The sequence below is a fragment of the Roseateles sp. SL47 genome (genome assembly GCF_026625885.1).
GTDB lineage: Bacteria > Pseudomonadota > Gammaproteobacteria > Burkholderiales > Burkholderiaceae_C > Roseateles.
Genome location: NZ_CP113068.1, coordinates 5924441 through 5948053, shown reverse-complemented (window position 1 = coordinate 5948053; position 23613 = coordinate 5924441). Strand labels below are relative to the sequence as shown.

19 protein-coding genes are annotated in these 23613 nt (G+C 66.0%); 13 read left to right on the top strand and 6 right to left on the bottom strand.

All coding sequences use genetic code 11. The annotated features are described in order from the left end of the window. The first annotated feature begins 119 nt into the window (after positions 1–119). The gene (gene phbB / locus OU995_RS25750; protein ID WP_267833015.1) at positions 120–857 is read left to right on the top strand and encodes an acetoacetyl-CoA reductase; all 738 of its coding nucleotides are present in this window, start codon (positions 120–122) and stop codon (positions 855–857) included. A 95-nt stretch (positions 858–952) separates the two neighbouring features. Here phbB and OU995_RS25745 read toward each other — a convergent pair whose 3' ends face one another. Then, positions 953–1756, bottom strand: coding sequence for an IclR family transcriptional regulator domain-containing protein (locus OU995_RS25745; RefSeq protein ID WP_267833014.1), 804 nt, complete (start codon positions 1754–1756; stop codon positions 953–955). 81 nt (positions 1757–1837) lie between these two features. Here OU995_RS25745 and OU995_RS25740 point away from each other — a divergent pair, with 81 nt between their 5' ends. The 10 genes from OU995_RS25740 (at position 1838) to ntrC (ending at position 13234) form a co-directional block, all read left to right on the top strand. Further along, entirely contained in the window at positions 1838–2650 is an 813-nt protein-coding gene (locus OU995_RS25740) for a TIGR00266 family protein (protein WP_267833013.1), read from the top strand. 344 nt (positions 2651–2994) lie between these two features. Next, a complete protein-coding gene (locus tag OU995_RS25735; protein ID WP_267833012.1) occupies positions 2995–4086 on the top strand; it encodes a YncE family protein in 1092 nt (363 codons plus the stop codon). A gap of 23 nt (positions 4087–4109) precedes the next feature. After that, a complete protein-coding gene (locus OU995_RS25730; protein WP_420714768.1) occupies positions 4110–4973 on the top strand; it encodes a polysaccharide deacetylase family protein in 864 nt (287 codons plus the stop codon). 82 nt (positions 4974–5055) lie between these two features. Next, a complete protein-coding gene (locus OU995_RS25725) occupies positions 5056–6129 on the top strand; it encodes a sterol desaturase family protein (protein ID WP_267833011.1) in 1074 nt (357 codons plus the stop codon). Further along, on the top strand, positions 6129–7139 hold the full coding sequence (locus OU995_RS25720) for an EI24 domain-containing protein (RefSeq protein WP_267833010.1): 1011 nt from the start codon (positions 6129–6131) through the stop codon (positions 7137–7139). Before OU995_RS25725 ends, OU995_RS25720 begins: the two co-directional genes overlap by 1 nt. A 76-nt stretch (positions 7140–7215) precedes the next feature. Further along, positions 7216–8037, top strand: coding sequence for a competence/damage-inducible protein A (locus tag OU995_RS25715; RefSeq protein WP_267833009.1), 822 nt, complete (start codon positions 7216–7218; stop codon positions 8035–8037). Positions 8038–8372: 335 nt separating this feature from the next. Further along, positions 8373–9791, top strand: a complete 1419-nt coding sequence (gene glnA / locus OU995_RS25710) for a type I glutamate--ammonia ligase (RefSeq protein ID WP_267833008.1) — start codon at positions 8373–8375, stop codon at positions 9789–9791. Positions 9792–10032: 241 nt separating this feature from the next. Beyond that, complete coding sequence (locus OU995_RS25705) at positions 10033–10530, top strand: hypothetical protein (protein WP_267833007.1); 498 nt, start codon at positions 10033–10035, stop codon at positions 10528–10530. Positions 10531–10611: 81 nt separating this feature from the next. Beyond that, a complete protein-coding gene (gene glnL, locus OU995_RS25700) occupies positions 10612–11712 on the top strand; it encodes a nitrogen regulation protein NR(II) (protein WP_267833006.1) in 1101 nt (366 codons plus the stop codon). A gap of 43 nt (positions 11713–11755) precedes the next feature. After that, entirely contained in the window at positions 11756–13234 is a 1479-nt protein-coding gene (gene ntrC / locus OU995_RS25695) for a nitrogen regulation protein NR(I) (protein ID WP_267833005.1), read from the top strand. 39 nt (positions 13235–13273) lie between these two features. Here ntrC and OU995_RS25690 read toward each other — a convergent pair whose 3' ends face one another. Then, positions 13274–14257, bottom strand: a complete 984-nt coding sequence (locus tag OU995_RS25690; protein WP_267833004.1) for an MBL fold metallo-hydrolase — start codon at positions 14255–14257, stop codon at positions 13274–13276. A gap of 333 nt (positions 14258–14590) precedes the next feature. Here OU995_RS25690 and def point away from each other — a divergent pair, with 333 nt between their 5' ends. Both def and OU995_RS25680 read left to right on the top strand, forming a co-directional pair. Then, the gene (def, locus tag OU995_RS25685) at positions 14591–15127 is read left to right on the top strand and encodes a peptide deformylase (RefSeq protein ID WP_267833003.1); all 537 of its coding nucleotides are present in this window, start codon (positions 14591–14593) and stop codon (positions 15125–15127) included. Between the two features lie 173 nt (positions 15128–15300). Then, complete coding sequence (locus tag OU995_RS25680; RefSeq protein ID WP_267833002.1) at positions 15301–17463, top strand: DUF6600 domain-containing protein; 2163 nt, start codon at positions 15301–15303, stop codon at positions 17461–17463. 289 nt (positions 17464–17752) lie between these two features. Here the strand turns inward: OU995_RS25680 and OU995_RS25675 are convergent, their stop codons facing one another. The 4 genes from OU995_RS25675 to OU995_RS25660 form a co-directional block, all read right to left on the bottom strand. Next, on the bottom strand, positions 17753–19708 hold the full coding sequence (locus OU995_RS25675; RefSeq protein WP_267833001.1) for a MacB family efflux pump subunit: 1956 nt from the start codon (positions 19706–19708) through the stop codon (positions 17753–17755). Then, a complete protein-coding gene (locus OU995_RS25670) occupies positions 19709–20914 on the bottom strand; it encodes an efflux RND transporter periplasmic adaptor subunit (RefSeq protein ID WP_267833000.1) in 1206 nt (401 codons plus the stop codon). Between the two features lie 10 nt (positions 20915–20924). Continuing rightward, a complete protein-coding gene (locus tag OU995_RS25665; RefSeq protein ID WP_267832999.1) occupies positions 20925–22328 on the bottom strand; it encodes an efflux transporter outer membrane subunit in 1404 nt (467 codons plus the stop codon). Between the two features lie 129 nt (positions 22329–22457). Next, positions 22458–23591, bottom strand: a complete 1134-nt coding sequence (locus tag OU995_RS25660; RefSeq protein ID WP_267832998.1) for an alpha/beta fold hydrolase — start codon at positions 23589–23591, stop codon at positions 22458–22460. Positions 23592–23613: the final 22 nt, after the last annotated feature.

Below are 23613 nucleotides of genomic sequence, written 5' to 3'. Positions count from 1 at the left end.
TTACTGATTCACCCTGCCGCCTGATGGGTTGGCAGGGTGCGACTAGCGCGTCTACTAGCGTATCAAGAGCTTTCCCGCCGGGGCGCGCGTCGGGGAGCCCATAGAAGGAGGCAAACGAGATGAGTCAAAAAGTGGCATACGTGACAGGGGGCATGGGCGGCATCGGCACGTCGATCTGCCAGAAGCTCGCCCAGGACGGCTTCAAGGTCATCGCCGGATGTGGCCCCAGCCGCGACTTCACCAAATGGCTGAATGAACAGGAGGCGCTGGGCTACAAGTTCTTTGCCTCGGTGGGCAATGTGGCCAATTGGGAATCCACGGTGGCGGCCTTTGAAAAGTCGATTGCCGAGCATGGCCTGGTGGATGTGCTTGTGAACAACGCCGGCATCACCAAAGACCGGATGTTCCTCAAGATGACCCGCGAGGACTGGGATGCGGTGATCGACACCAACCTCAACAGCATGTTCAACGTGACCAAGCAGGTGGTGCCCGGCATGGTGGACAAGGGCTGGGGTCGCATCATCAACATCTCGTCGGTCAACGGCGAAAAGGGCCAGATCGGCCAGACCAACTATTCAGCGGCCAAGGCCGGCATGCATGGCTTCACCATGGCCCTGGCGCAGGAACTGGCCGCCAAGGGCGTGACGGTGAATACGGTGAGCCCGGGCTACATCGGCACCGACATGGTCAAGGCTGTGCGGCCCGATGTGCTGGAGAAGATCGTGGCGCAGATCCCGGTGAAGCGGTTGGGCGAACCCCAGGAAATCGCCTCCATCGTCGGCTGGCTGGCCAGCGAGCAGTCGGGATTCACCACCGGCGCAGACTTCAGCTGCAACGGCGGGCTGCACATGGGCTGAGGGCCCACGGCTCAGGCGCGCACACCACCAGCGAACGTGCCCTGACCCGGGAGGGTTGGGGCATGTGCGCCGGGGTGCGTCCGTGCTGGGACCGATCAGCCCTTGATCTGCAGCAACCGCGACAGGCTTTGGGCGGTTTCCTGCAGCTTGGGCAGCCCTTGCTCCAGCAGCAACTGCGGTGAGGTGCGGTTGGTCTGAGCGCTCAGGCTGATGGCGGCGATCACGCGGCCCTGGCGCCCCTGGATGGGGACCGCCAGCGACACCAGGCCGTCTTCCAATTCCTGATCCAGCAAACACCAGCCCTGCTGGCGCACCTGCTCCAGCGAAGCACGCACCTCCTCCGGGCCCTGTGGGGCATTGCCCTGGGCGCTGCTGGTGGGAGCGGCCGGCAGCCGCGCCTCCAGGTCTTCCGGCGGCAGCGTGGACAGCAACACCCGGCCCATGGCGGTGGCCCAGGCCGGTTGACGGCTGCCCGGCCCCAGCGCTTCATTGAAGATCTTGCGGGTGGGCGTGCGCATCACAAAAACGATGTCCTGGCCGTCCAGCACCGCGATGGCGCAGGTCTCCCTGAGCTCGGTTGTCAACTGCAGCATCTGCGGTTCCGCAAACTGCCATAGCGGCTGGGAAGACAGGTAGGCAAACCCCAGATCCAGGATCTTGGGCGTCAGCTCGAACAGGCGCCCCTCGGCGCGGACGTACCCGAGCGTCTGGAGCGTCAGCAGAATGCGCCGCGCACCGGCGCGGGTGAGGCCGCAGCGTTTGGCGACCTCAGTGAGGGTCTGGCGAGGTGCGTCTGCGCCGAAGGCGCGGATGACCGACAGGCCGCGTGCAAAGGACTGCACGTAGCTGTCGCCAGGCTTCAGCGAGGGATCGAGTTCTTCGCTAGGCATAGGCGTCATGTCCCCAGTATAGGAAGGTGGGCGAAACGGTAATATCCCGGCCGAACCAGTATCAACCCAGTTCAGTCAGAGGTGAATCAAATGGCCATGGATGTGGTGGACTTCGAAATCAAGGGCTCCGAGATGCAATTCGTGGAGGTCGAGCTCGACCCCGGGGAAGCAGCCATCGGGGAAGCCGGCTCCATGATGTTCATGGACGCCGGGATCAGTATGGACACCGTTTTCGGGGACGGGGCCGCCAACCAGGGTGGCTTCTTCGGCAAGCTGCTGGGCGCCGGCAAGCGCCTCGTGACCGGGGAATCGCTCTTCACCACGATCTACACGAACCAGGTCCAGGGCAAGCAGCGAGTCGCCTTTGCCGCGCCGTACCCGGGCAAGATCCTGCCCATGGACCTGCGCCAGCTCGGCGGCACCCTGATCTGCCAGAAGGACGCGTTTTTGTGCGCCGCCCGTGGCGTGTCTCTGGGCATTGCCGTGCAGCAACGGCTGTCAACAGGCTTCTTCGGTGGTGAGGGTTTCATCATGCAGAAGCTCGACGGGGACGGGTTGGCCTTCGTGCATGCCGGGGGAACGGTGGTTCGCCGCACCCTCCAGCCGGGACAAACCCTGCTGGTGGACACCGGCTGCGTGGTGGCCTACACCCCCAGCGTCAGTTTTGAGATTCAGTACGTGGGCAAAATCAAGACCGCCCTGTTCGGTGGTGAGGGTCTGTTCCTGGCCAAGCTGACCGGACCGGGCGAGGTGTGGCTGCAAAGCCTGCCGTTCTCGCGCCTGGCGTCCCGCATCTTTGCGGCGGCACCGCAGCGTGGTGGATCCCGGGAAGAAGGCTCGGTGCTGGGGGGCTTTGCCACCGGCGGCCTGCTGGGCGGGCTGCTGGGCGGCGACGACGAATAAGACGAATAAGCCCGGGCCCCACCCGGCAGCGGGCAAGCCCGCAAAAGGCGGCCCTCGCGCCGGCTGTTCCTGGCCGGCCGCGGGGGCTTCCCGCCTACACTTGAGGGCAGCGCATGCGCTGCCTTTGCTTTTTTTCAGGTCGGCCTAAGGCAAATGTCGGACAGTTCTGCCTGCAGGCTGTTCGGTAGCTGTCCAAATTTGGCGGCAATCCTTGCCGATACGTTTCGAAGCAATTCGACCCGTCCAGCGTTCGATCCAAAGATCGCCGGGCCGTTCTACAGGTTCGGCCGTGCGATCTTTTTTGGCCGTGCCAGGCAGCGTTGCCCACAGTTCAAGGATTCCTGATGTTGTTCTTCTCCGCGCGCCCCGTGGCCGCTGCCCTGGTCCTGTCTGCCACTGCCGCCCTCGGCACCCTGCTGCCGGCCTCTGCCGGCGCATCCACCAGCCGGGCGGCTGCACCGATCGCTCCGGGCACCGCACCGACCGCCGTGCCAGCCGCTGCACCGGTGGCCACCAGCCCGATCTTTGTGCTGAATTCGCTGGATGCGGATGTGAGCGTGATCGACCCGCGCACCTTCCGCGAGATCAAGCGCATCCCGACTGGCAAGGAACCGCACCATCTCTACCTCACGCCCGACCGCAAGACGATGGTGGTGGCCAATGCGCTGGGCGATTCGCTCACCTTTCTGGACCCGGTCACGGCCGAGGTGCAACGCACCATTCACGGCATTTCCGACCCCTATCACCTGCGTTTCTCGCCGGACATGAAGTGGCTGGTGCTGGCCGGCAACCGCCTGGACCATGTGGACATCTACAAATGGCAGCCGCAGAACCAGGCCCAGCCGCTGGTGCTGAGCAAGCGGTTCTCGGCGCCCAAGACACCCAGCCACCTCTCCATCGACACCAGGAGCAGCGTCATCTACGCCAGCCTGCAGGACAGCAGCGAGGTCATGGCCATCGACCTGAATGCGATGAACGTACGCTGGAAGGTGCCAGTGGGCAAGTTGCCCGCCGACCTCTATCTGACGCCCGACGACAAATACCTGCTGGTGGCCCTGACCGGTGACCACTATGTCGAGGTGTATGAGGTGGGGGGGGTGCCGCAACCGCGTCTGGTCAAGCGCATCGACACCGGTGACGGTGCCCACTCCTTCCGGGCGCTGGGCGACCGTCACCATGTGCTGGTGAGCAACCGCGCCGCCAACACCATCAGCAAGATTTCGCTGGACACCTTCACCGTGGTCGATGTGCTCAAGGTGCCTGGGGGCCCGGACGACATGGAAATCCTGCCGGACGGCCGCACGCTGCTGGTGACCTCCCGCTGGGCCCGCAAGCTGACGGTGATGGACCTGCAGACCAAGCAGATCACCACCCAGGTGAAGGTCGGCAAGTCGCCGCACGGCGTGTGGACGCTCGACCAGATGCCGCGTCAGTGACCTCCTTGAGCCTTGAGGCTGCCGTGAACGACGTACACCCCCGACGGCGCTGGCTGTCCAGGCTCGGCGCATCGCTGCTGAGCGTGGCCGTGCTGAGCCCTACGGTGCAGGCCCAGCCCGCTGCGGCTGCCGCGCCCTGCGACAAGCCGGTCTATCTCACCTTCGACACCGGCCACATGGGTGTCGCGCCGCTGATCGCCGATACCCTGCGCCGCTTTGACGCCAAGGCGACCTTCTTCCTCGCGCAGGAGCCGACCAAGGACGGCGGCCAGACCCTGGACGACAAGTGGGCCCCGTGGTGGAAGGCGCTGGCGGAGCAGGGCCATGATTTCGGCTCCCACACCTGGTACCACGATGCCTGGGTGGCGGACCTGCCGGACGGACGTTTCCGTTTCCGTCGGGCCGCTGGTGAGCAGCCGCCGCAGATCGTGGAGATGTCCGCAGCGGACTACTGCGAAGAACTCAAGCAGCCCGCCCGGCGCTTTGCCGACATGACGGGCCGGCCGATGTCGATGATCTTCCGCGCGCCGGCAGGCCGCACCTCGCCCGCGCTGCTGGCGGCCGCACGCGCCTGCGGCTTCCGGCATGTCGGCTGGGCGCAGCCCGCAGGGTTCCTGGGGGACGAACTGCCCAGCGACCGGTTCCCCAACCAGGCGTTGCTGGAACAGGCGCTGCGGCGCATCAAGCCCGGCGACATCCTGATGGCGCATCTGGGCATCTGGTCCCGCCAGGACCCCTGGGCGCCGGCCGTGCTGCAGCCGCTGCTGCAGGGCCTCAAGGACCGTGGCATGTGTTTTGCGCCACTGCGCGAGCATCCCGACTATGCGCAATGGATGCGCAAGCCTGCGGAGTCGCTGGCGATGATGCGGCCGCGCAAACTGAACTGAGAATTGAACTGAGTCTGCGGCGAAGCCCCCGCCGAACCCGCACAATCCACCAACCGCCACCCGCAGCAAGGCCGATCACGTGATGGACTGGTTCACCGATCTCTTTGGACAGGCGCAACAAGCGCTTTTTGAGGCTGTGGTGCAGCCCATCGTGTTCCATCTGGGCTTCGGCAATCTGCTGGAAGACGCGTTCGACGCCACCGGCTGGCTGCTGGTGGGGCTGCTGCAGATCGTCTTCATGCTGGCGGTGATCGGCGCCCTGCAGCGCTGGAAGCCGGCCGAGCCGGTGACCGACCGCCGCGCAATCCGGGTGGACGTGATCTACACCCTGATCCAGCGCCTGGGGCTGTTCCGGCTGGTGATGTTCTTCACCGTCGAGCCGGTCTTCGACGCACTCACCGGGCAGATGCGCCTGTGGGGCATCCCGACCTTCCAACTGGATGCCGTGTGGCCCGGCGTCACCGATGTGGCCTGGGTCAGCTTCGTGATCTACCTGGTGGTGTTTGACCTGCTGAACTACTGGCTGCATCGTGCGCAGCATCAGTGGCATTGGTGGTGGGCGCTGCATTCACTGCATCACAGCCAGCGCCAGATGACGATGTGGTCGGACAGCCGCAACCATCTGGTGGACGACCTGCTGATCGACAGCGCCGTTGTGCTGGTGGCGCGGCTCATCGGGGTGGGGCCGGGCCAGTTCGTTGCGCTGGTGGCGCTGTCGCAACTGCTGGAAAACCTGCAGCATGCCAACCTGCGGCTGAGTTTCGGCCTGATCGGGGAGCGCCTGCTGGTGAGCCCGCGCTTTCACCGTCTGCATCACTCCATCGGCATCGGCCATGAAGGCTTTGGGGCGGGCACCTTGGGTGGGCACAATTTTGCAGTGCTGTTTCCGATCTGGGACGTGATCTTCCGCACCGCCAATTTCGAGAATCGCTGGGATGCGACCGGCGTGCGGGACCAATTGCCCGAATCGGGCGGACGCGATTACGGGGAAGGCTTCTGGGCGCAGCAACGGCTCGGCCTGCAGCGCCTGTTCGGTGAGATGCGCTGCGGGGGCCGCCGTGCCAGTCACGCCCGCGTGATTCCCCACACCGCGCCCACGGCATCGTCCCCCGGCGCGACCGATCCTGGGCGGCTGTCCACGGGAGGGGACGACTGATGATCAAACCGATGGGCCGTGTGGCCGATTCCTTCTGGCGGGCGGCGGTGTATTGCTTGCATCCCCAGGTGATTGGCCTGTCCTTGCTGCCGCTGCTGGTGCTGGGCCTGCTGTCCGGTGGGCTGGGATATTTCTTCTGGGAATCCGCGGTGTCGGCCGTGCGCGCGACGATCGAGTCCTGGAGTCTGGTGGAAGGCCTGCTGAAATGGCTGGACAGCATGGGGGGGCAGAGCCTGCGGACCGTGCTGGCGCCGATCATCCTGCTGTGTCTCACGCTGCCGCCGCTGGCCGCGCTGAGCATGGTGCTGGTGGCCATGCTGATGACCCCCTCGCTGGTGAACCTGGTGGGGCGCCGCCGGTTTCCGTCCCTGGAACGCAAGCGCGGTGGTGGTTTCTTTGCCAGCCTGATGTGGTCGCTGGGGCACACGGTGGTGTGCCTGCTGCTGCTGATGTTCTCGCTGCCGTTCTGGCTGATTCCGCCGCTGTTTGCGGTGCTGCCGCCGCTGATCTTTGGCTGGCTGGGCTACCGCGTCTTCACCTTCGATTCGCTGGCCGACCATGCGTCCGGCCCGGAGCGTCGCCGCATGCTGCGCGAGCATCGGCTGCCACTGATGCTGCTGGGCCTGTGCACCGGATATCTGGGGGCGGCGCCGGCGGCCATCTTCTCACTGGGCGTGATGGCGATTGCGCTCACCCCGGTGCTGCTGCCCCTGGCGGTCTGGCTGTTCACGCTGGTGTTTGCCTTCAGCTCGCTCTGGTTCACCCACTACACATTGGCCGCGCTGCAGGAGATGCGGCGCGAGGCCACGGTGACCCCCAGCACGCCGCTGGATGAGGTGATGGATGCGCTGCCGGCCAACTACGCAACAACGCCGCCACGCGTGGAGGACTTTCCTCCGGATGAGCCGGTCCGCCCGGAGGCTGGGGCCGGCATGCCCAGCGTGCCGACATCCGAAGGGGCCGGGCGCTCCGGCCGGTCGGCGGGGGATCTGAGGCTTCCCGGCCACTAGCAAGTCCGTTGGTGTGCAGCACTGTTCCAGTCACGGCATCATGCGGTCGCCCATTTTTGACTCATCAGGACTGTTCATGAACATCGGCCTCATCATCATCGGCGACGAAATCCTCTCCGGGAAACGTCAGGACAAGCATCTGGCCAAGGTCATTGAACTGCTGGGCGCGCGAGGGCTGAGCCTCGCCTGGGCCAAGTACCTGGGGGATGACCGCGATCAGCTCACCCGCGAGCTGCGCAGCGCTTTCAGCAGCGGCGACCTGGTCTTCAGCTGCGGCGGCATCGGCGCCACACCGGATGACCACACCCGCCAGGCGGCAGCCGCCGCGCTGGACCGGCCGCTGGCCCTGCACCCCGAGGCGGCGGAATTCATCTGGCAGCGCGTGCAGCAGATGGCCACCGAGCAAGGCCTGCCCGCCGATCGCGACCACCCGGACACGCAGCGCCGCATGGAGATGGGGGTGTTTCCGCAGGGCGCCAGCATCATCCCCAACCCCTACAACAAGATCCCCGGCTTTTCGGTCGGCTCGGTGTACTTCGTGCCCGGCTTCCCGGTGATGGCCCATCCGATGATCGAATGGGTGCTGGACCAGCGCTATGCCGAACTGCATCGCCACGTGGGCACCCGCGAGAAGTCGCTGATCGTGCAGGGCGCGATGGAAGCATCGCTGACCCCGCTGATGGAGCAGGTGGAGGCCCGGTTTCCCGGCATCAAGGTGTTCTCGCTGCCCAGCGTGGACCATCCGCAGTGGGGCCGGCACATCGAGCTGGGGGTGAAGCCCTCGGGTGACGGCCAAGGGCAGGGCGCCGGTTCGGACCCGCTTGAGTCGGCCTACCAGGCGCTGCGCGAAGGGGTGGTCCAATTTGGTGCCGTCATCAGCACTGAAATGGTGCGATGATGCACCGTGCTGGAGCCGACTGCTGCCGCTGCACCGTGCATTCCCCATGCGCGCGCAGTACGCCCCTCTCTGAAGCCTCCCGGAATGCCTCTCGCTGGCGCGCGCCACGCGTGGTGCCGTGCGGCATGCACCGAGGTGGCGCCTGCGTGAGCAATGCCGGAGCGCGGCGGTCGTCCTGTTGGCATGCAACCTGCTAAATAGTTGGCGCTCGAGATTGGCTGCTCGATTCCGGTGCCGGTGTTTTTGGCGGGTCGTGGTCAAGTTCTAGCCGGGTTGCGCCGCCTGCGTGCCCGCCGGTTTTCCTCTTACATCCCCAGTCCCCCTAGGAGTGATTGATGGCCACCAAGACCGTCGCCGACGTGATGAACATGGTGAAGGAGCACGAAGTCAAGTTCATTGACTTCCGCTTCACTGACACCCGCGGCAAAGAACAGCACGTGTCCGTGCCCGTGTCCGCCTTCGATGAAGACAAGTTCTCGTCGGGCCATGCTTTTGACGGTTCCTCGATCGCCGGTTGGAAGGGCATCGAAGCCTCCGACATGCTGCTGATGCCGGACCCCAACACGGCCAACATCGATCCGTTCTTCGAAGAGCCGACCCTGATCCTGACCTGCGACGTCATCGATCCGACCGACGGCAAGGCGTATGAACGTGATCCGCGCTCGCTGGCACGCCGTGCCGAGGCTTATCTGAAGTCCTCCGGCCTGGGCGACACCGCGTACTTCGGTCCGGAACCCGAGTTCTTCATCTTCGACAGCGTCCGTTGGAATGTCGACATGTCCGGCTGCTTCGTGAAGATCGAATCCGAAGAAGCTGCCTGGAACACCGGCAAGGAATACGAGCACGGCAACAGCGGCTATCGTCCCACCGTCAAGGGCGGCTACTTCCCGGTGCCCCCGGTCGATTCCGGCCAGGACATGCGTTCGGAAATGTGCCTGATCCTGGAACAGATGGGCATTCCGGTCGAAGTGCATCACCACGAAGTGGCAAACGCCGGCCAGATGGAAATCGGCACCAAGTTCAGCTCGCTGGTGCAGCGCGCGGACTGGCTGCAACTGCAAAAGTACATCATCCAGAACGTGGCCCATGCCTACGGCAAGACCGCCACGTTCATGCCCAAGCCCATCGTTGGCGACAACGGTTCCGGCATGCACGTCCACCAGTCGGTGTGGAAAGACGGCAAGAACCTGTTCGCTGGTGACGGTTATGCCGGCCTGAGCGACTTCGCGCTGTACTACATCGGCGGCATCATCAAGCATGCCCGCGCCCTGAATGCGATCACCAACCCCGGCACCAACAGCTACAAGCGTCTGGTCCCTGGCTTCGAAGCCCCGGTGAAGCTGGCCTACTCGGCCAAGAACCGCTCGGCCTCGATCCGCATTCCGTATGTGGCCAACCCGAAGGGCCGCCGCATCGAAGCGCGCTTCCCCGATCCTTCCGCCAACCCCTACCTGGCCTTCGCAGCGCTGCTGATGGCCGGTCTGGACGGCGTGGAAAACAAGATCCATCCGGGCGAAGCCGCCACCAAGGATCTGTACCACCTGCCGCCGGAAGAAGACGCGAAGATCCCGACCGTCTGCCACAGCCTGGATCAGGCGCTGGAATACCTGGACAAGGACCGCGCGTTCCTGACCAAGGGTGGCGTGTTCACCGATGCCTACATCGATGCCTACATCGACCTGAAGATGCAGGAAGTCCAGCGCTTCCGCATGACCACGCATCCGGTCGAATTCGACATGTACTACTCGCTCTGATCGAGCACCATGCGTCCCTCGGGACTCTGGGAAAAGGGATGGCCCACCGGGCCGTCCCTTTTTTTATCCCCACGGTTGTGGAGAGTTCCCGAACCGTACACCTCGCAACAGCGACAGACCCCGCTTCCCCCCCGTAATACTTCCGCTTGCGTCACAATGAGTATCGACTTCGGTCATTTGGATGCGAGCAATGCGAATCAAGCGGGTTGGGATGTCTCAGGCAAGCACTTGGGTGTTCGGAATGAAGGGCGTAACTCTGGCAGCGGTCTGTGTGGCCGGTCTGGCAGGGGTGGCCGGTCCGGCATCGGCGCAAGCCGTGGTCTATCGCTGCCCCGGGCCTCCGGTGCTCTACACCGACGCGCTGTCGGCCAAGGAAGCCCAGGAGAAGGGCTGCCGCAGCATCGACGGCACGCCCATCACGGTCTTCTCGCCGATCAAACCCAAGGCGTCCACCGGTGCGCCGGCGGCTTCGGGAGCCCCCAGTGAACGCGTGGACCCCAAGGACCAGAAATCCCGCGACAACGAACGTCGTCGGGTGCTGGAGCAGGAGCTGCGGGACGCGGAAGAACGGCTGGCCAAGCTCCAGAAGGAATTCAACAGCGGCGAGCCGGAGCGCCAGGGCAACGAGCGCAACTACCAGAAGTACCTGGACCGCGTGGCCGAGCTCAAGGCCAGCGTGGCACGCCAGGAAAGCGATATCCAGGCCATCAAGCGCGAGCTCTCCAAGATTCCTCCCTGAGCTCTCGGCGTTCTCCAGGTCCGCCGGGGGCCTGCGGGCTGTGCGGAGCTCTCGCCTTGAAGGCGATGCACGGTGAACCCGATGAATGCCAAGACCCAGCCGCCGTCTGCGGCCCATCCCTACCAGGCCTTTGACCTGCTGGCCACGCTGGTGGCGGTGGTGCAGCCCGACGGCACCTGTGAATTCGCCAATACGGCCGTTGAAACCCTGTTCAACCTGCCGCGCCGTGCGGTGCAGGGCAGCAACCTGCTGGATTGGTTTCCCGACACCAGCCGGCTGGTGGAAGCGCTGGAAGGCGTCTCCCGCAACGATTTCTCCAGCAGCCGCTTTGATGCGTTGATCCGGCGCGGGCCCCGCGCCCACGACGACGTGCTGCCGGTGCATGTCATCGTCAGCCAGACGGACGACCCGCAGCGGCTGGTCATCGAGCTGATCGAAAACGCTCAGCAAAGCCGCCAGGACCGCGAAGAACGCAACCTCGACCAGGTGCGCTCCACCAAGGAGCTGACCCGCAACCTCGCCCACGAGATCAAGAACCCGCTGGGTGGCATCCGCGGCGCGGCACAGTTGCTGGCGCTGGAACTCCAGCCCACCGAGCTGTGGCCGGAGCTGGAGGAATACACCGAAGTCATCATCCACGAGGCGGACCGGCTGCAATCGCTGGTGGACCGCCTGCTGGCGCCACACCGCCGGGCCCAGGTGGTGGGGGATGTGAACATCCACGAGATCTGCGAGCGGGTCCGCACCCTGGTGCAGGCCCAGTACCCACGCGGGTTGCGGCTGCAGCGGGACTATGACATTTCACTGCCGGACTTCCGCGGCGACCGCGAACAGCTCATCCAGGCCGTGCTCAACATTGTCCAGAACGCGGCGCAGGCCCTGCATGAACGCATTGCGGCCGGCGATGCGGTGATTTATTTGCGCACGCGGGTGGCCCGACAAGTGACCATTGGCAAGCAACGCTGGCGCTTGGCATTGGAATTGCATATTGAAGATAACGGCCCGGGCGTACCCGAGGAGATCAAGGACCGCATCTTTTTCCCGCTGGTGTCGGGCAGGGATGGGGGCTCTGGTCTCGGGTTGACGCTGGCACAGACGATTGCCCAACAGCACCAGGGGATGATCGACTGTGACAGCCAACCGGGCCGGACCGATTTCCGAATCACCCTGCCTTTACCCTGACCCGTGGCCACAAGCCCGAGCGAAGGATGAAGGGGAGCCTTAGATGAAGTCGATCTGGATTGTTGACGACGACCATTCCATTCGTTTTGTGTTGGAGAAAGCGCTGACGCGCGAAGGCCTGCCGGTGCGCAGCTTCAGTCAGGCCCGCGAGGTGCTCGCCGCGCTGGAAGAGGACTCGCCGCAAGTGCTGGTCTCGGACATCCGCATGCCGGGTGGCTCGGGGCTGGAATTGCTCAACACCATCAAGAAGCAGCTCCCCGGACTGCCGGTGATCATCATGACGGCCTACTCCGATCTGGACAGTGCCGTCTCCGCCTTCCAGGGCGGTGCGTTTGAATACCTGCCCAAGCCGTTTGACCTGCCACGTGCGGTGGAACTCATCCGCCGTGCGCAGGAAGAGAGCCAGCGTGAATCGGTGGCGGAAGAAACGCAGGTGCAGATGCCTGAGATGCTGGGCCAGGCCCCGGCGATGCAGGATGTGTTCCGGGCGATCGGCCGCTTGAGTCAGAGCCATGTCACCGTGCTGATCACCGGTGAGTCCGGCTCGGGCAAGGAACTGGTGGCGCGTGCGCTGCACAAACACAGCCCGCGGGCCGAAGGGCCGTTTGTGGCCATCAACACGGCCGCCATTCCGAAAGACCTGCTGGAGTCGGAATTGTTCGGCCACGAGCGGGGGGCGTTCACCGGCGCACAGGCCACCCGTCGCGGGCGATTCGAGCAGGCCGAAGGCGGCACGCTTTTCCTCGACGAAATCGGCGATATGCCGCTGGACCTGCAGACCCGTCTGCTGCGTGTGCTGTCCGATGGCCAGTTCTATCGCGTGGGTGGGCACAGCCCCCAGCGGGCCAATGTGCGGGTGGTGGCAGCCACCCATCAGAACCTGGAAACGCTGGTCAAGGAAGGCCGCTTCCGCGAAGACTTGTTCCACCGCCTGAATGTCATCCGCCTGCGGCTGCCGCCGCTGCGGGAGCGCCGTGAAGACGTGCCCCTGCTGGCGCGTTATTTCCTGCAGCGCAGTGCGGCGGAACTGGGCGTGGAGCCCAAGCGCTTGTCGGAAGCTGCGCTGCAGCGCCTGGTGAATTTTGATTTCCCGGGCAACGTGCGCCAGCTGGAAAACATCTGCCATTGGCTCAGCGTGATGGCCCCCAGCCTGGTGGTGGAAGCCAAGGACCTGCCGCAGGAACTGCTGGCCCCGAGTGGGGGTGGCAGCGGCATGTCGGAGACGGTGCCGGTGAGCAGTGGGCTCACCAGCAGCCAGCCGTTGCCGGCCGCAGTGGCGGGGGCGGTGCCGCTGGCGTCGTCGCCGGATGCCTGGGTGGCGGAGATGGCGCGCGAGGCGCGACGCCTGCTGACCGCTGGCGAGCCCGACGTGTGGGATGTGCTGACCCGCCGCTTTGAGGCCAGCCTGATCCTGACGGCGCTCGACCTGACGCGTGGGCGTCGGATCGAGGCGGCGCAGAAGCTGGGCATTGGCCGCAACACCATCACGCGCAAGATCCAGGAACTGAATCTGGACGCTTGAGGCCCGTGTGGCGTCGGGCGTTCCGCCGTCCCGTCTCCTTTACGCCCGTTGCTTGTCCAACCACACGCCCAGCCCCTGGGCGTTGAGTTCCACATCCATGTCGAGCCACTGCGCGACCCGTTCAGGCGGCAGGGTGTCGCCGAGATGGGCGGCCACGCCGCGCTGATACAGCGCCAGGAGTTCGCGTTTGAGGGCCGCATGGCGGTCGGGCAAATCGCGCAGCCGTTGCGCGATGTCGGCCATGGCGTGGATCTGGTCCACCAGCAGGCCGGCCAGGCGCTGAACGTCGGCGGGGTCCTGTCCAACGGCGCCGTAGTGGGTGAGGAACATGCGGCGCGGCTGCGTCTGCAGCATCCGCTGGATGGAGCCGATCAGGGCGTCCGGCTCGAACTGCACCGGCGTGCTGGTGGGCAGGATCCAGGCGCGGCCCTGTGCATCATCAAACTCGCGGTAGGACAGACCGAAGGTGTCTCCGGCGAACCAGCCACCGCTGAACTCATCCCAGAGACAGTGGTGGTGCCGGGCATGGCCGGGGGTGTCGATCAGCCGCAAGCTGCGGTGGCCGAGGGTGATGCGTTGCTCGTCCGTGCTGGCCACGGTGCGGGACTCGGGGACGCCGACCAACTCGCCGTAGGAGCGACGCATTTCCGCTTCCCCATACACGGCCAAGGCGCCGGCCCACAGGGCCGATGGATCCACCATGTGACGCAGGCCGCGGGGATGCACCAGCAGTCGCGCGGCAGGCAGTAATTCCATCAGCGGACCGACACCGCCGGCGTGGTCCAGATGCACATGGGTGGGGATCACCCATTCCACCGCATCCCGTGGCAGGCCCAGCGCCTCCAGGGTGCCCAGCAGGCGAGGGATGGCGTGGCGTGTGCCGGTATCCACAAAAGCGGCGCGGCCATCATCCACGATGAGGTAGGCCGCATCGAAATGGTCGCGCTGGAAGGCGGTGTCGATGGCGTAGACGCCTTGGCAGTGGTCCTGGATGTAGGGCGGCAGCGGGGAGAAGTGGGGCACGGGAGTCTCCTGTGTGGGGGCCTTGTTGGACCGTTGATGGGCCTTCGTGACGCGCTCGTCCGGCGCGACGATGTTGTTGTCGTACTTTCACCGATTTCGCATGCGAAAGCTCACTGCTTATCCGTACCGACGCACACTGCGGACACGGTCACCCGCAGCCCATCGCTGCGCCATGACGACCGCCAGCCTCAGAACAAATCCAAGGCGAAAACACAAAGAGCGCGCTCGCTTCCAGGACATTTCGGTTGCCAGTGGCCCTGACCCAGATGGAGGGCCCCAGTTTCCGGCAAGATGATGGATTGCCGACTCAAGACGATCCCGCGGAGACAACAAATGGCCGTCAAAGACATTCTGAAAATGGGCGACCCCCGCTTGCTGCGCCAGGCCAAACCGGTGCAGGAATTCGACACCCCCGCGCTGCGTGACCTGCTGCAAGACATGTTCGACACCATGGTCGCAGCCAACGGCGCCGGCCTGGCCGCGCCGCAGATCGGCGTGGACCTCCAGGTGGTGGTGTTCGGCTTCAACCGCAACGAGCGCTATCCCGAAGCGCCGCCCGTGCCGATGACGGTGCTGATCAACCCCACCATCACCCCACTGACCGACGCCCAGGTGGACGGCTGGGAGGGCTGCCTGTCGGTGCCCGGCCTTCGCGGCATGGTGCCCCGCTGGCAGCGCATCCGCTACCAGGGCTTTGACGCCAAGGGCGAGCCGATTGATCGGGAGGTGGATGGCTTTCATGCGCGGGTCGTCCAGCACGAATGCGAGCACTTGGTCGGTGTGCTCTATCCGATGCGAATCAAGGACTTCACCCAGTTCGGATTTACCGAAGTGCTGTTTCCTGGCCTCGACCCGAAAAGTGATGACTGACGGTGGCTTCCGCGACGGATGAAACCCATCACCCACCCGCAGCGGACACCGTACGGCGCCCGTGACGCCGCCGCAACACCGCGTCAAGTTGTAAGCAAGCGTCCACCGCTTGGTGTCAGAACCGTTAAGGGATCTCCGGGTGTCTTGAATACACCGTTGGCGGAGCCGATCGCATGACCTTTCTGTCGTTTCTCTCTCGCCCGACTCTGGCCCTGGAGGGGCCCCCGCTGGCGCCGTGGTGCGCGTGGCGACGTCTGGGCCCGGCGCTGGCCTTGATGATGGCGGCCGTCCTGATGATGTCTGCTGGTGCCACAGCCATGGCCGAGCCGGCCGGGCAGGGCATCCAGGGTGTACAGGGCATGCAGGGGGATCTACCCACGCGGGCCGGTCGGGTGGCCGAGGTCAGCACTGGCGCCTGGATCTACGACCCCGAAGGCCGGGAATGGCTGCAACTGCAGCGCAATCAGAGCGTGGGCGAGGGCGACCGCATCCGCACCGACGACCGCGCCGGGGCCACCCTCACCGTAGGCTCCAGTACCTTGTGGCTGGACGAACGGTCGGAGATCGAGTTCAACGCACTTTCCGAACAACGTGTGTCCGTGCAGATCGTGCGGGGCGGCGCCGGCGTGCGGCTGCGCTCGCCGCAGGCGGCCGATGAATGGACGGTCCAGACGCTGGAAGGCCGCTTCTCCTTTGAGCGCGAAGGCCTCTACCGCATGAGCCAACTGGATCGCGGCAGCCAGGCCCAGGCCTGGCAAGGCAAGCTGAGATTCGACTCGCGGGCCTTTGATGTGCCACCCGTGTTTGTTGTCACCAACGAACAGGCGGAATTCTGGTGGGACAACGGCCCCCGGACCGAACGCCAACCGCTGCAGCGCGACGCTTTTGCGCAGATGCTGCTCACCGATGAACGGGCTGCGATCAGCCTGCCGGTGCCGGCTAATGTGGTGTCGCCCGAGATGACCGGCGTGGAAGACCTGGGTCGTTATGGCGCCTGGCAACAGTCTCCCGAATACGGCACCGTGTGGGTGCCCACCACGGTGGTGGTGGAAGACTGGGCACCCTACCGCTACGGGCGCTGGGTGTGGAGCGCCCGCTGGGGCTGGACCTGGGTGGACGACATGCCCTGGGGCTTCGCGCCCTTCCACTACGGCCGCTGGGCCTATTGGCGGGACCGTTGGTGCTGGGTGCCCGGCCCCTATGAGCCGCGTCCGGCTTACGCGCCCGCAGTGGTCGGCTGGGTGGGCGGTGCCAGCCTCAACATCAGTGTGTGGTCGGGCGGTCGCCGTCCGCCTCCTCCCCGCTATGGCGCGTGGGTGCCCCTGGCTCCCCGGGAAGCCTACATCCCGCCGGGTGGCCGCTATTCCAATGAATACTGGCGCCGGGTGAATCCTCGGATCGAACCGGGCCGCGTTCCACGCCCGAACGACCCTACGCCGCAGTTCCGCTTCGAGCGTGAGCACGGCCGGTTGTTCACTGCCATGCCAGTGACCCGCCCGCTGCCGGTCACGGAGCCGCGGATGCCGTTGCGGTCGGGGCCGGATCGGCCTGCGGGCGGGGTGGTCAGTCAACCGAATGGTCGGCCGGATGGACGCCCGGATGGACGACCGGATGGACGACCCGACGGCGGTCGCCCCGATGGTCGGCCCGTTCCGCCGCGCAACGATGCCGCTCCTGGCCAGGTGCGACCGATCCAGGTTCCTGCGCCGGCAGTCACGGGCCAGCCGGGCCGTGGTGACGGCCGTGGTGATGGCCGTGGGAGTGAAGGCCGTCCTGCCCAGCCTCAACCGACGCAGCCGGCAGTGCAGCCCGGCGTGCGGCCTGCGACGGGCTTTCTGCCGGAGACCATGCGGGAGCTGGAGCAGCGCCGTGAGGACCAGCGCAGGGAAGATCAGCGCAGGGACGACTGGCGCCGTGAGGACGGGCGCCGTGAGGACGGGCGTGACGCACAACGGGGTGGGCGGGACGAGCGTCCGGACAACGGGCGCCGTGACGAACCCTCTCGTTCTGTCATTTCGCAGCCGATTCGGACGGAGCCACCACGGACAGAGCCACCCCGGGTGGAGCAGCCGCGGGTCGAAACGCCTCGTGTGGATTCACGTCGTGAGAACCCGCGCGAGTTGATCCGCGAAATGCGCGAGGCGCCGCGCCCGGTGGCAACGCCGCCACAACCTGCACCGCAACCGCAACCCCAGGCGCAGCCCCAGCAGCCGCGTGTGGAGCCGCCGCGCCAGGGCATTCGCCCGGCGGCCCAGCCCCAGCCCGCCCGCCAGCCCGATCAGAAGGCCGAGCCGCCTCGGGGCCGCGGGGAAGAGCGGCGCCAGAATGAGCGTTGAGGGGCAGACGTCTGCGTGACCTTGCCGCTCGCGCCCACCATGAAAAAAGCCGCTCCAAGGAGCGGCTTTTTTCATTGGGTTGCCATGGCAAATCGCGTGCTGGGACATGCCGCGTGCTGGGACATGCCGCGTGCTGGGACATGCCGCGTGCTGGGACATGCGATGCAGGGGAGGCTCGTCGCGTGGCGCCACTCGACGGGCTACCCGTCCGACCTGCTCTTCACGATGCATCCGGACAGGGCCGAACCAAACGACGCCGTGCAGAGCCCCCGGGATTCCCGGTCAGCCTTCACGGCCTCGCCAACGCCTCCACCGGATCCAGCCGCGCTGCGTTCCGCGCCGGCAGGAAGCCAAAGATCACGCCGATCAGGCTGGACACGCCAAACGCACCGGAAATTGCCGTGGTCGAGATGATCATCCGGAAGTCCGCGCCGCCGGCGAAGTGGTCAAACAGCAGGCTCAGGCCCACCGCCAGGCCCACGCCCAATGCGCCCCCAATCAGGCACACCAGCACCGCCTCGATCAGGAACTGCCGCAGGATGTCACTCTGCCGGGCCCCCACCGCCATGCGCACGCCGATCTCGCCGGTCCGCTCGGTGACCGACACCAGCATGATGTTCATCACCCCGATGCCGCCCACCAGCAGCGAGATCAGCGCAATCGACGAGATCAGCAGCGTGATCGTGGCCGTGGTCTGCTCCACCGTCTTGCGGATGCTGTCGGTGTTCATCATGAAGAAGTCGGTGCTGCCATGCCGCTGCGTCAGCAGCGTCTTGATGCCTTGCTCCGCCGCCGCATTCGGCACCGCATCACTCACTCGCACGGTGATGCTGCGCAGGTAGTCCTGGCCGGTCATCCGGCCCATGGCGGTGGTGTAGGGCAGCCAGATGTTGATGGCGTCGTCATTGCCGAAGGCGCTGGACTTCTTCTCCGTCACCCCGACGATGCGAACCGGCACCGTGCCCAGCAGAATCACCTCGCCCAGCGCCATCTCCCCATTCGGGAACAGCGTCTTGCGGGCGTTGTCATCAATCACCGCCACCTGCTCGCGGGCGCGAACCTCCTCCAGGCTGAAGGAGGCCCCCTGCGCAAAGGTGTAGCCGCGCACGCGGAAGTACTGCTCCCCCACGCCAGTGATCGTGGCGCTGACGTCGATGTTGCGGTAGCGCAGGCCCGCACTCACCGCCACCGATGGCGTTACGCTGTCCACATAGTCGAGTTGCCCCAGGGCCTCGGCATCCCCGGCCCGCAGGGTGCGGACCGCATCGGCGCGTCGGTCGCCAAACCCGCTGCCCGGCATGATGTCGATGGTGTTGGTGCCCATGGCGCTGATGTCCGCCAGCACTTTCTCCCGGGTGCCCTGGCCCAGACCCACCACCGACACCACCGAGGCGATGCCGATGATGATGCCCAGCATGGTCAGCAGCGTGCGCAGTTGGTGGGCCACCATGGCCCTCAGCGCCATGCGGGCCGCTTCCGCCACCCGGCTGATGACCGCTCGCCAGGACGGGCTGGGCGGGGGCGTGTCGGCCACCGCCTTGGTGACGGGCGGGGGCGCATCCGGCCGACGCCGGTCGGCCACGATCACACCGTCGCTGATCTCGATCACCCGCTGAGCATGCGCCGCCACCTGCGGGTCATGCGTCACCAAAATGATGGTGTGTCCGTCGGCGTGCAGTTCCTCCAGGATCTTCATCACCTCGCGGCCGCTGGCCTGATCCAGCGCGCCGGTGGGTTCGTCCGCGAGGATGACGTCACCGCCATTCATCAGCGCCCGTGCAATCGACACCCGCTGCTGCTGCCCGCCGGAGAGCTGGCCGGGCCGATGTTCCAGGCGCTCGGCCAGACCGAGCCGCGTCAGCAACTCCCGGGCGCGCGCGTGGCGATGGTCCGGCTGCGTGCCGGAATAGATGGCCGGGATCTCGACATTGCCCAGGGCATTCAGATCGCCCAGCAATTGATAGCGCTGGAAGATGAACCCGAAATGCTCGCGCCGCAGCCGGGCCAGTTCGTCCGGGCCCATGGCGCCGGTTTCCTGGCCGGCCACCCGGTAGCTGCCGCGCGTGGGGCGGTCCAGGCAGCCCAGGATGTTCATCAGCGTCGACTTGCCGGAGCCGGACGGGCCGATGATGGCCACCATCTCGCCCGCTTCGATGCTCAGGTCCACATCCCGCAGCACCGCCACCACGCCGTCGCCGGCCGGAAATTCGCGGACGAGGCCGCGCAGTTCAAGCAGCGCCGTCATTTACATCGGCGGCGGGCCGCGTCGGCCGCCCTCGTTCTGCGTGGCGCCAGCCAGCGCTTCGCTGGTCACCACCCGATCGCCTTCCCGCAGCCCTTCCAGCACTTCGGCGCGCACGCGGTTGTTCAGGCCGATGCGCACGGTGCGGGGTTCCATGCGTCCGTCCGGCAACTGCACGCGCACCTGGTAGCGACCCTGCGCATCCTTCTTGCCCAGCGCAGCGGCGGGCATCGTCAGCACGCCCTTGGCCTGGTTCAGCACGATGGTGCTTTGCGCCGTCATGTTGATGCGCAACAGGCCATCGGCGTTGGGCACATCGAAGATGCCGTTGTAGTAGATGGCGCTGGTGGTGCTGGAGCTGCTGCTGGAGGTGGTGGACGACGTGGTGCTGGTGTCCGCCAGCGTGGTGTCACCCGGCTCGATGGCGCGCAGCTTGGCCTCAATGCGGCGGTCCGGCTCGCCCAGCAAGGCGAAATACACCGGCATGCCCGGCTTGACGCGGGGCACGTCGGCTTCTGAAATCTTGGCCTTGATGGTCATGGTGTCCAGCCGGGCCAGCTTGATGATGGTGGGCGCCGACTGCGAGGCATTCACCGTCTGGCCCTGTTCGGTGACGATGGCCACCACCGTGCCATCCATCGGCGCCAGCACCCGCGCATAACCCAGGTTCACCTGGGCCGTGTCCACATTCACCTTGGCCTGGGCCACCAGCGCCTGCTGGGAGTCCACATCCGCGCGGGCCGTGCCGACGGTGGCTTCCGCCGTTTCCAGATCGGCCCGGGCGCCGGCATCCGCCTCGCTCAGGGCACGCTGCCGCTTCAGCGTCAGTTCCGCCTGGTTCAGCGTGGCACGGCGGGAGGCGAGCAGGGCCTCGGCGCTGCGCAGCGACGCCTCGGCATCCCGCAAGGAATTCTGCTGGGTCAGTGCGTCGATCTCGGCAATCAGCTGGCCTTCCTTGACCTTGTCGCCCAGGGCCACATGCAGGCGTTTGACTTCACCGGTGGCACGCGCACCGACGCTGACCAGCTTGTAGGCATTGATGGTGCCGGTGGCCAGCACGGATTCTTCCAGATCGCCGCGCTCCACCACGGCCGTCGTCACCTGCGGCGGCGGCGGCGGGGTGAACCACACCCGCTTGATGATGAAAGCAAGCACCACCACAACGACCAGCAGCAGCACCAGCCGCCCCGGCCTCAACCATGTCTTCATTCCAGGATCCTCAGATGGATGGGATGTTGTTGTCTTCGCTCCAGCCGCCCCCGAGCACTTTGTAGAGTTCGATGCGGTTGAGCTGTTCCGTCAGGCGCAGCGTGATCAGCGACTGCTGAGCCGAATACAGCGAGCGCTGGGCATCCAGCACGTCCAGCTGGGTGCTGCTGCCGGCGCGGTATTGCACTTCGGCCAGCCGCAACTGGCGTTCGGTGGACGCCAGCAGGGTCTGCTGCGCGCTCAGCCGGTCGCCGAGCGTGGCGCGCACCGACAGCGCGTCCGCCACCTCCTTGAAGGCGGTCTGCACCGTTTTGTCGTAGGTGGCCAAGGCAATGTCGCGGCCGATCTCGGCCTGGCGCACGGCAGCCCGGCTGGCACCGGCATCGAACACCGGCACGGACACCGCCGGGCCCACCGACCAGGTGGAATGCCCCGACTTGAACAGGTCGGACAGCGCCGTGCTGGCGCTGCCCGCAGAGGCGGTCAGGCTGATGCTGGGGAACCGTGCCGCACGGGCGGCACCGATGTCGGCATGGGTGGCGATCAGGGACTGCTCCGCCGAGCGGACATCGGGACGGCGAAGCAGCACGCTGGAGGGCACGCCGCCGGGCAGGTCCACCAGCGCGCTCAACGCGGCCTGGGCATCGGCGGCGCTGGGTTGCAGCGCGTCGGGCAGGGCGGCGCCCAGCAGCAGTTCCAGTGCGTGGCGGTCCTGCTCCAGCGTGGCCGGATACGCCGCAACATCGGCCCGCGCGCTTTCCACGGCGGTCTGCGCCTGCGCCAGTGCCAGACCCGAGATGGCGCCAACGGCGTGGCGGCGTTCGGTCAGGGCCAGGGTGCGCTCCTGGCTGGCCAGGGTTTGTTGCGCCAGCGCCTGTCGCTGCAGGTCGGCCGCCCAGGTCAGCCAGGCACTGGCAACTTCGGCCACCAGGCTGATCTGCACGCTCTGCCGAGTGCCGTCCAGCGCCCAGACCGAGGCTTCGGCCGACGCGCTGAGATTGCGCACTCGCCCAAAAAAGTCGAGCTCGAAACTGGTGAGCGCCAATTGGGCGGACACGGCCTGGCCCCCATTGGAGCGGCTGGCAGTGGCACCGGCGGCGAGGGTGGGCCAGCGCTGCGCATCGGTTTGCACAAAGGCGGCACGCGCCTTGTCCACATTGAGCGCTGCCACGCGCAAGTCCCGGTTGTTGGCCAGGGCGAGGGCGATGGTGTCCTTCAGCCGTCCGTCGATGAAGACCGTCTGCCAGGGCAGCCGGGCTGCATCCTGCGCGGCGGGGGTGCCCTCGCGTGGCACAGCGGCGGCGGGGCGTTGATAGTCGGGCGCCAGATTCACGCAACCAGCCAGCGTCAGGCTCAGCAGCAGGGCTGACCACGAGCGCCGACCCGGCTGCAGGCGCGCGCAGGCATGGATCATTCGGCAATCACTTGAAAATGAGGCGCCGCCATGATGCAGCATGCGCACGCCTCCGTGTTGGCTCAGCGGTAAAGCAAGTTTTTCAAAATTGATGCAAAGCAGTGAAGAACCGGTTGCAGTGCATTGTGACTATTGCAGCACCCGCAGCAGGGCGGTATTGAATTCCTCCGGCGCTTCCACCTGCGGTGAATGACCGCGCTCCGGCAACTCCACCAAGGTGGCGCCGGGAATGGCCTGCGCGGCGCGACGGCCCAGCGTGGGGTAGTCGCCCAATGCCTTCTGCAACTCGGCGCTGGCGCGTGTGGCGCCAGGCGCGGTGCGGTCCTTCTGACCAATGATCAGCGTGGTCTTGACCTGCAGACGATCCAGCTCGTGCACCACCGGCTGGGTGAACATCATCTCGGAGGTCTGGGCCTGGTTCCAGGCAAAGGTGTCGCGGCCCGGACCCGCGTACAGGCCCGCCAGCATCGAGACCCAGCGGCTGTATTCCGGCTTCCAGTTGCCGTGGTAGTAGTAGCGCTGCTGATAGGCCTTGATGGAGTCGAAGCTGGTCTTGAGCTCACCCTGGTAGAGCGTGTCCACCGTGGCGTAGGGCACGCCCAGGGCCTGCCAGTCCTCCAGACCAATGGGGTTCACGGCCACCAATTGCTCGACGCTCTGCGGATACTGCAATGCATAGCGGAGGGACAGCATGCCGCCGATGGAATGGCCCACAATCGTGGCGCGAGTGACCTTCAGTGATTGCAGCAGTGCATGCGTGTTGGCGGCCAGTTGCTGGAAGCTGAACTGATAGCCGCGCGGTTTGCTGGAGGCGCAAAAACCGATCTGGTCCGGCGCAATCACGCGGAAGCCGGCATGGCTCAGCGCCTGGATGGTCGATTCCCAGGTGGCTCCGCAGAAATTCTTGCCATGCAGCAGCACCGCCACGCGGCCATTGGCCCGGCCCTGGGCCGGCACATCCATGTAGGCCATCTCCAGGGGCTGTTGCTGAGAAGTGAAGCGGAAGCGCTGGAGGGGATGGGGATAAGTGAAGCCTTCCAGCTGCGGCCCATAAGTGCTCGCACTGGAAGCATCGGCCGCACCCGATGCATTCGATGCACCAGTCCCCGTCGGCGCACCAGAGGGTGTACTGGAGCGTGAACTGGCAGCAGGCGCCGAAGGCCCCGAAGTGGGGGCCGGCTCAGCCGCAGGCGTTGACGCGGCGGCCATTCCGGCCACGGTGACAGAGAGGGCCCAGGCGGCCCGGATGAGAACTGCGGTCATGGTGACTCCCTGAAAGCTGGCA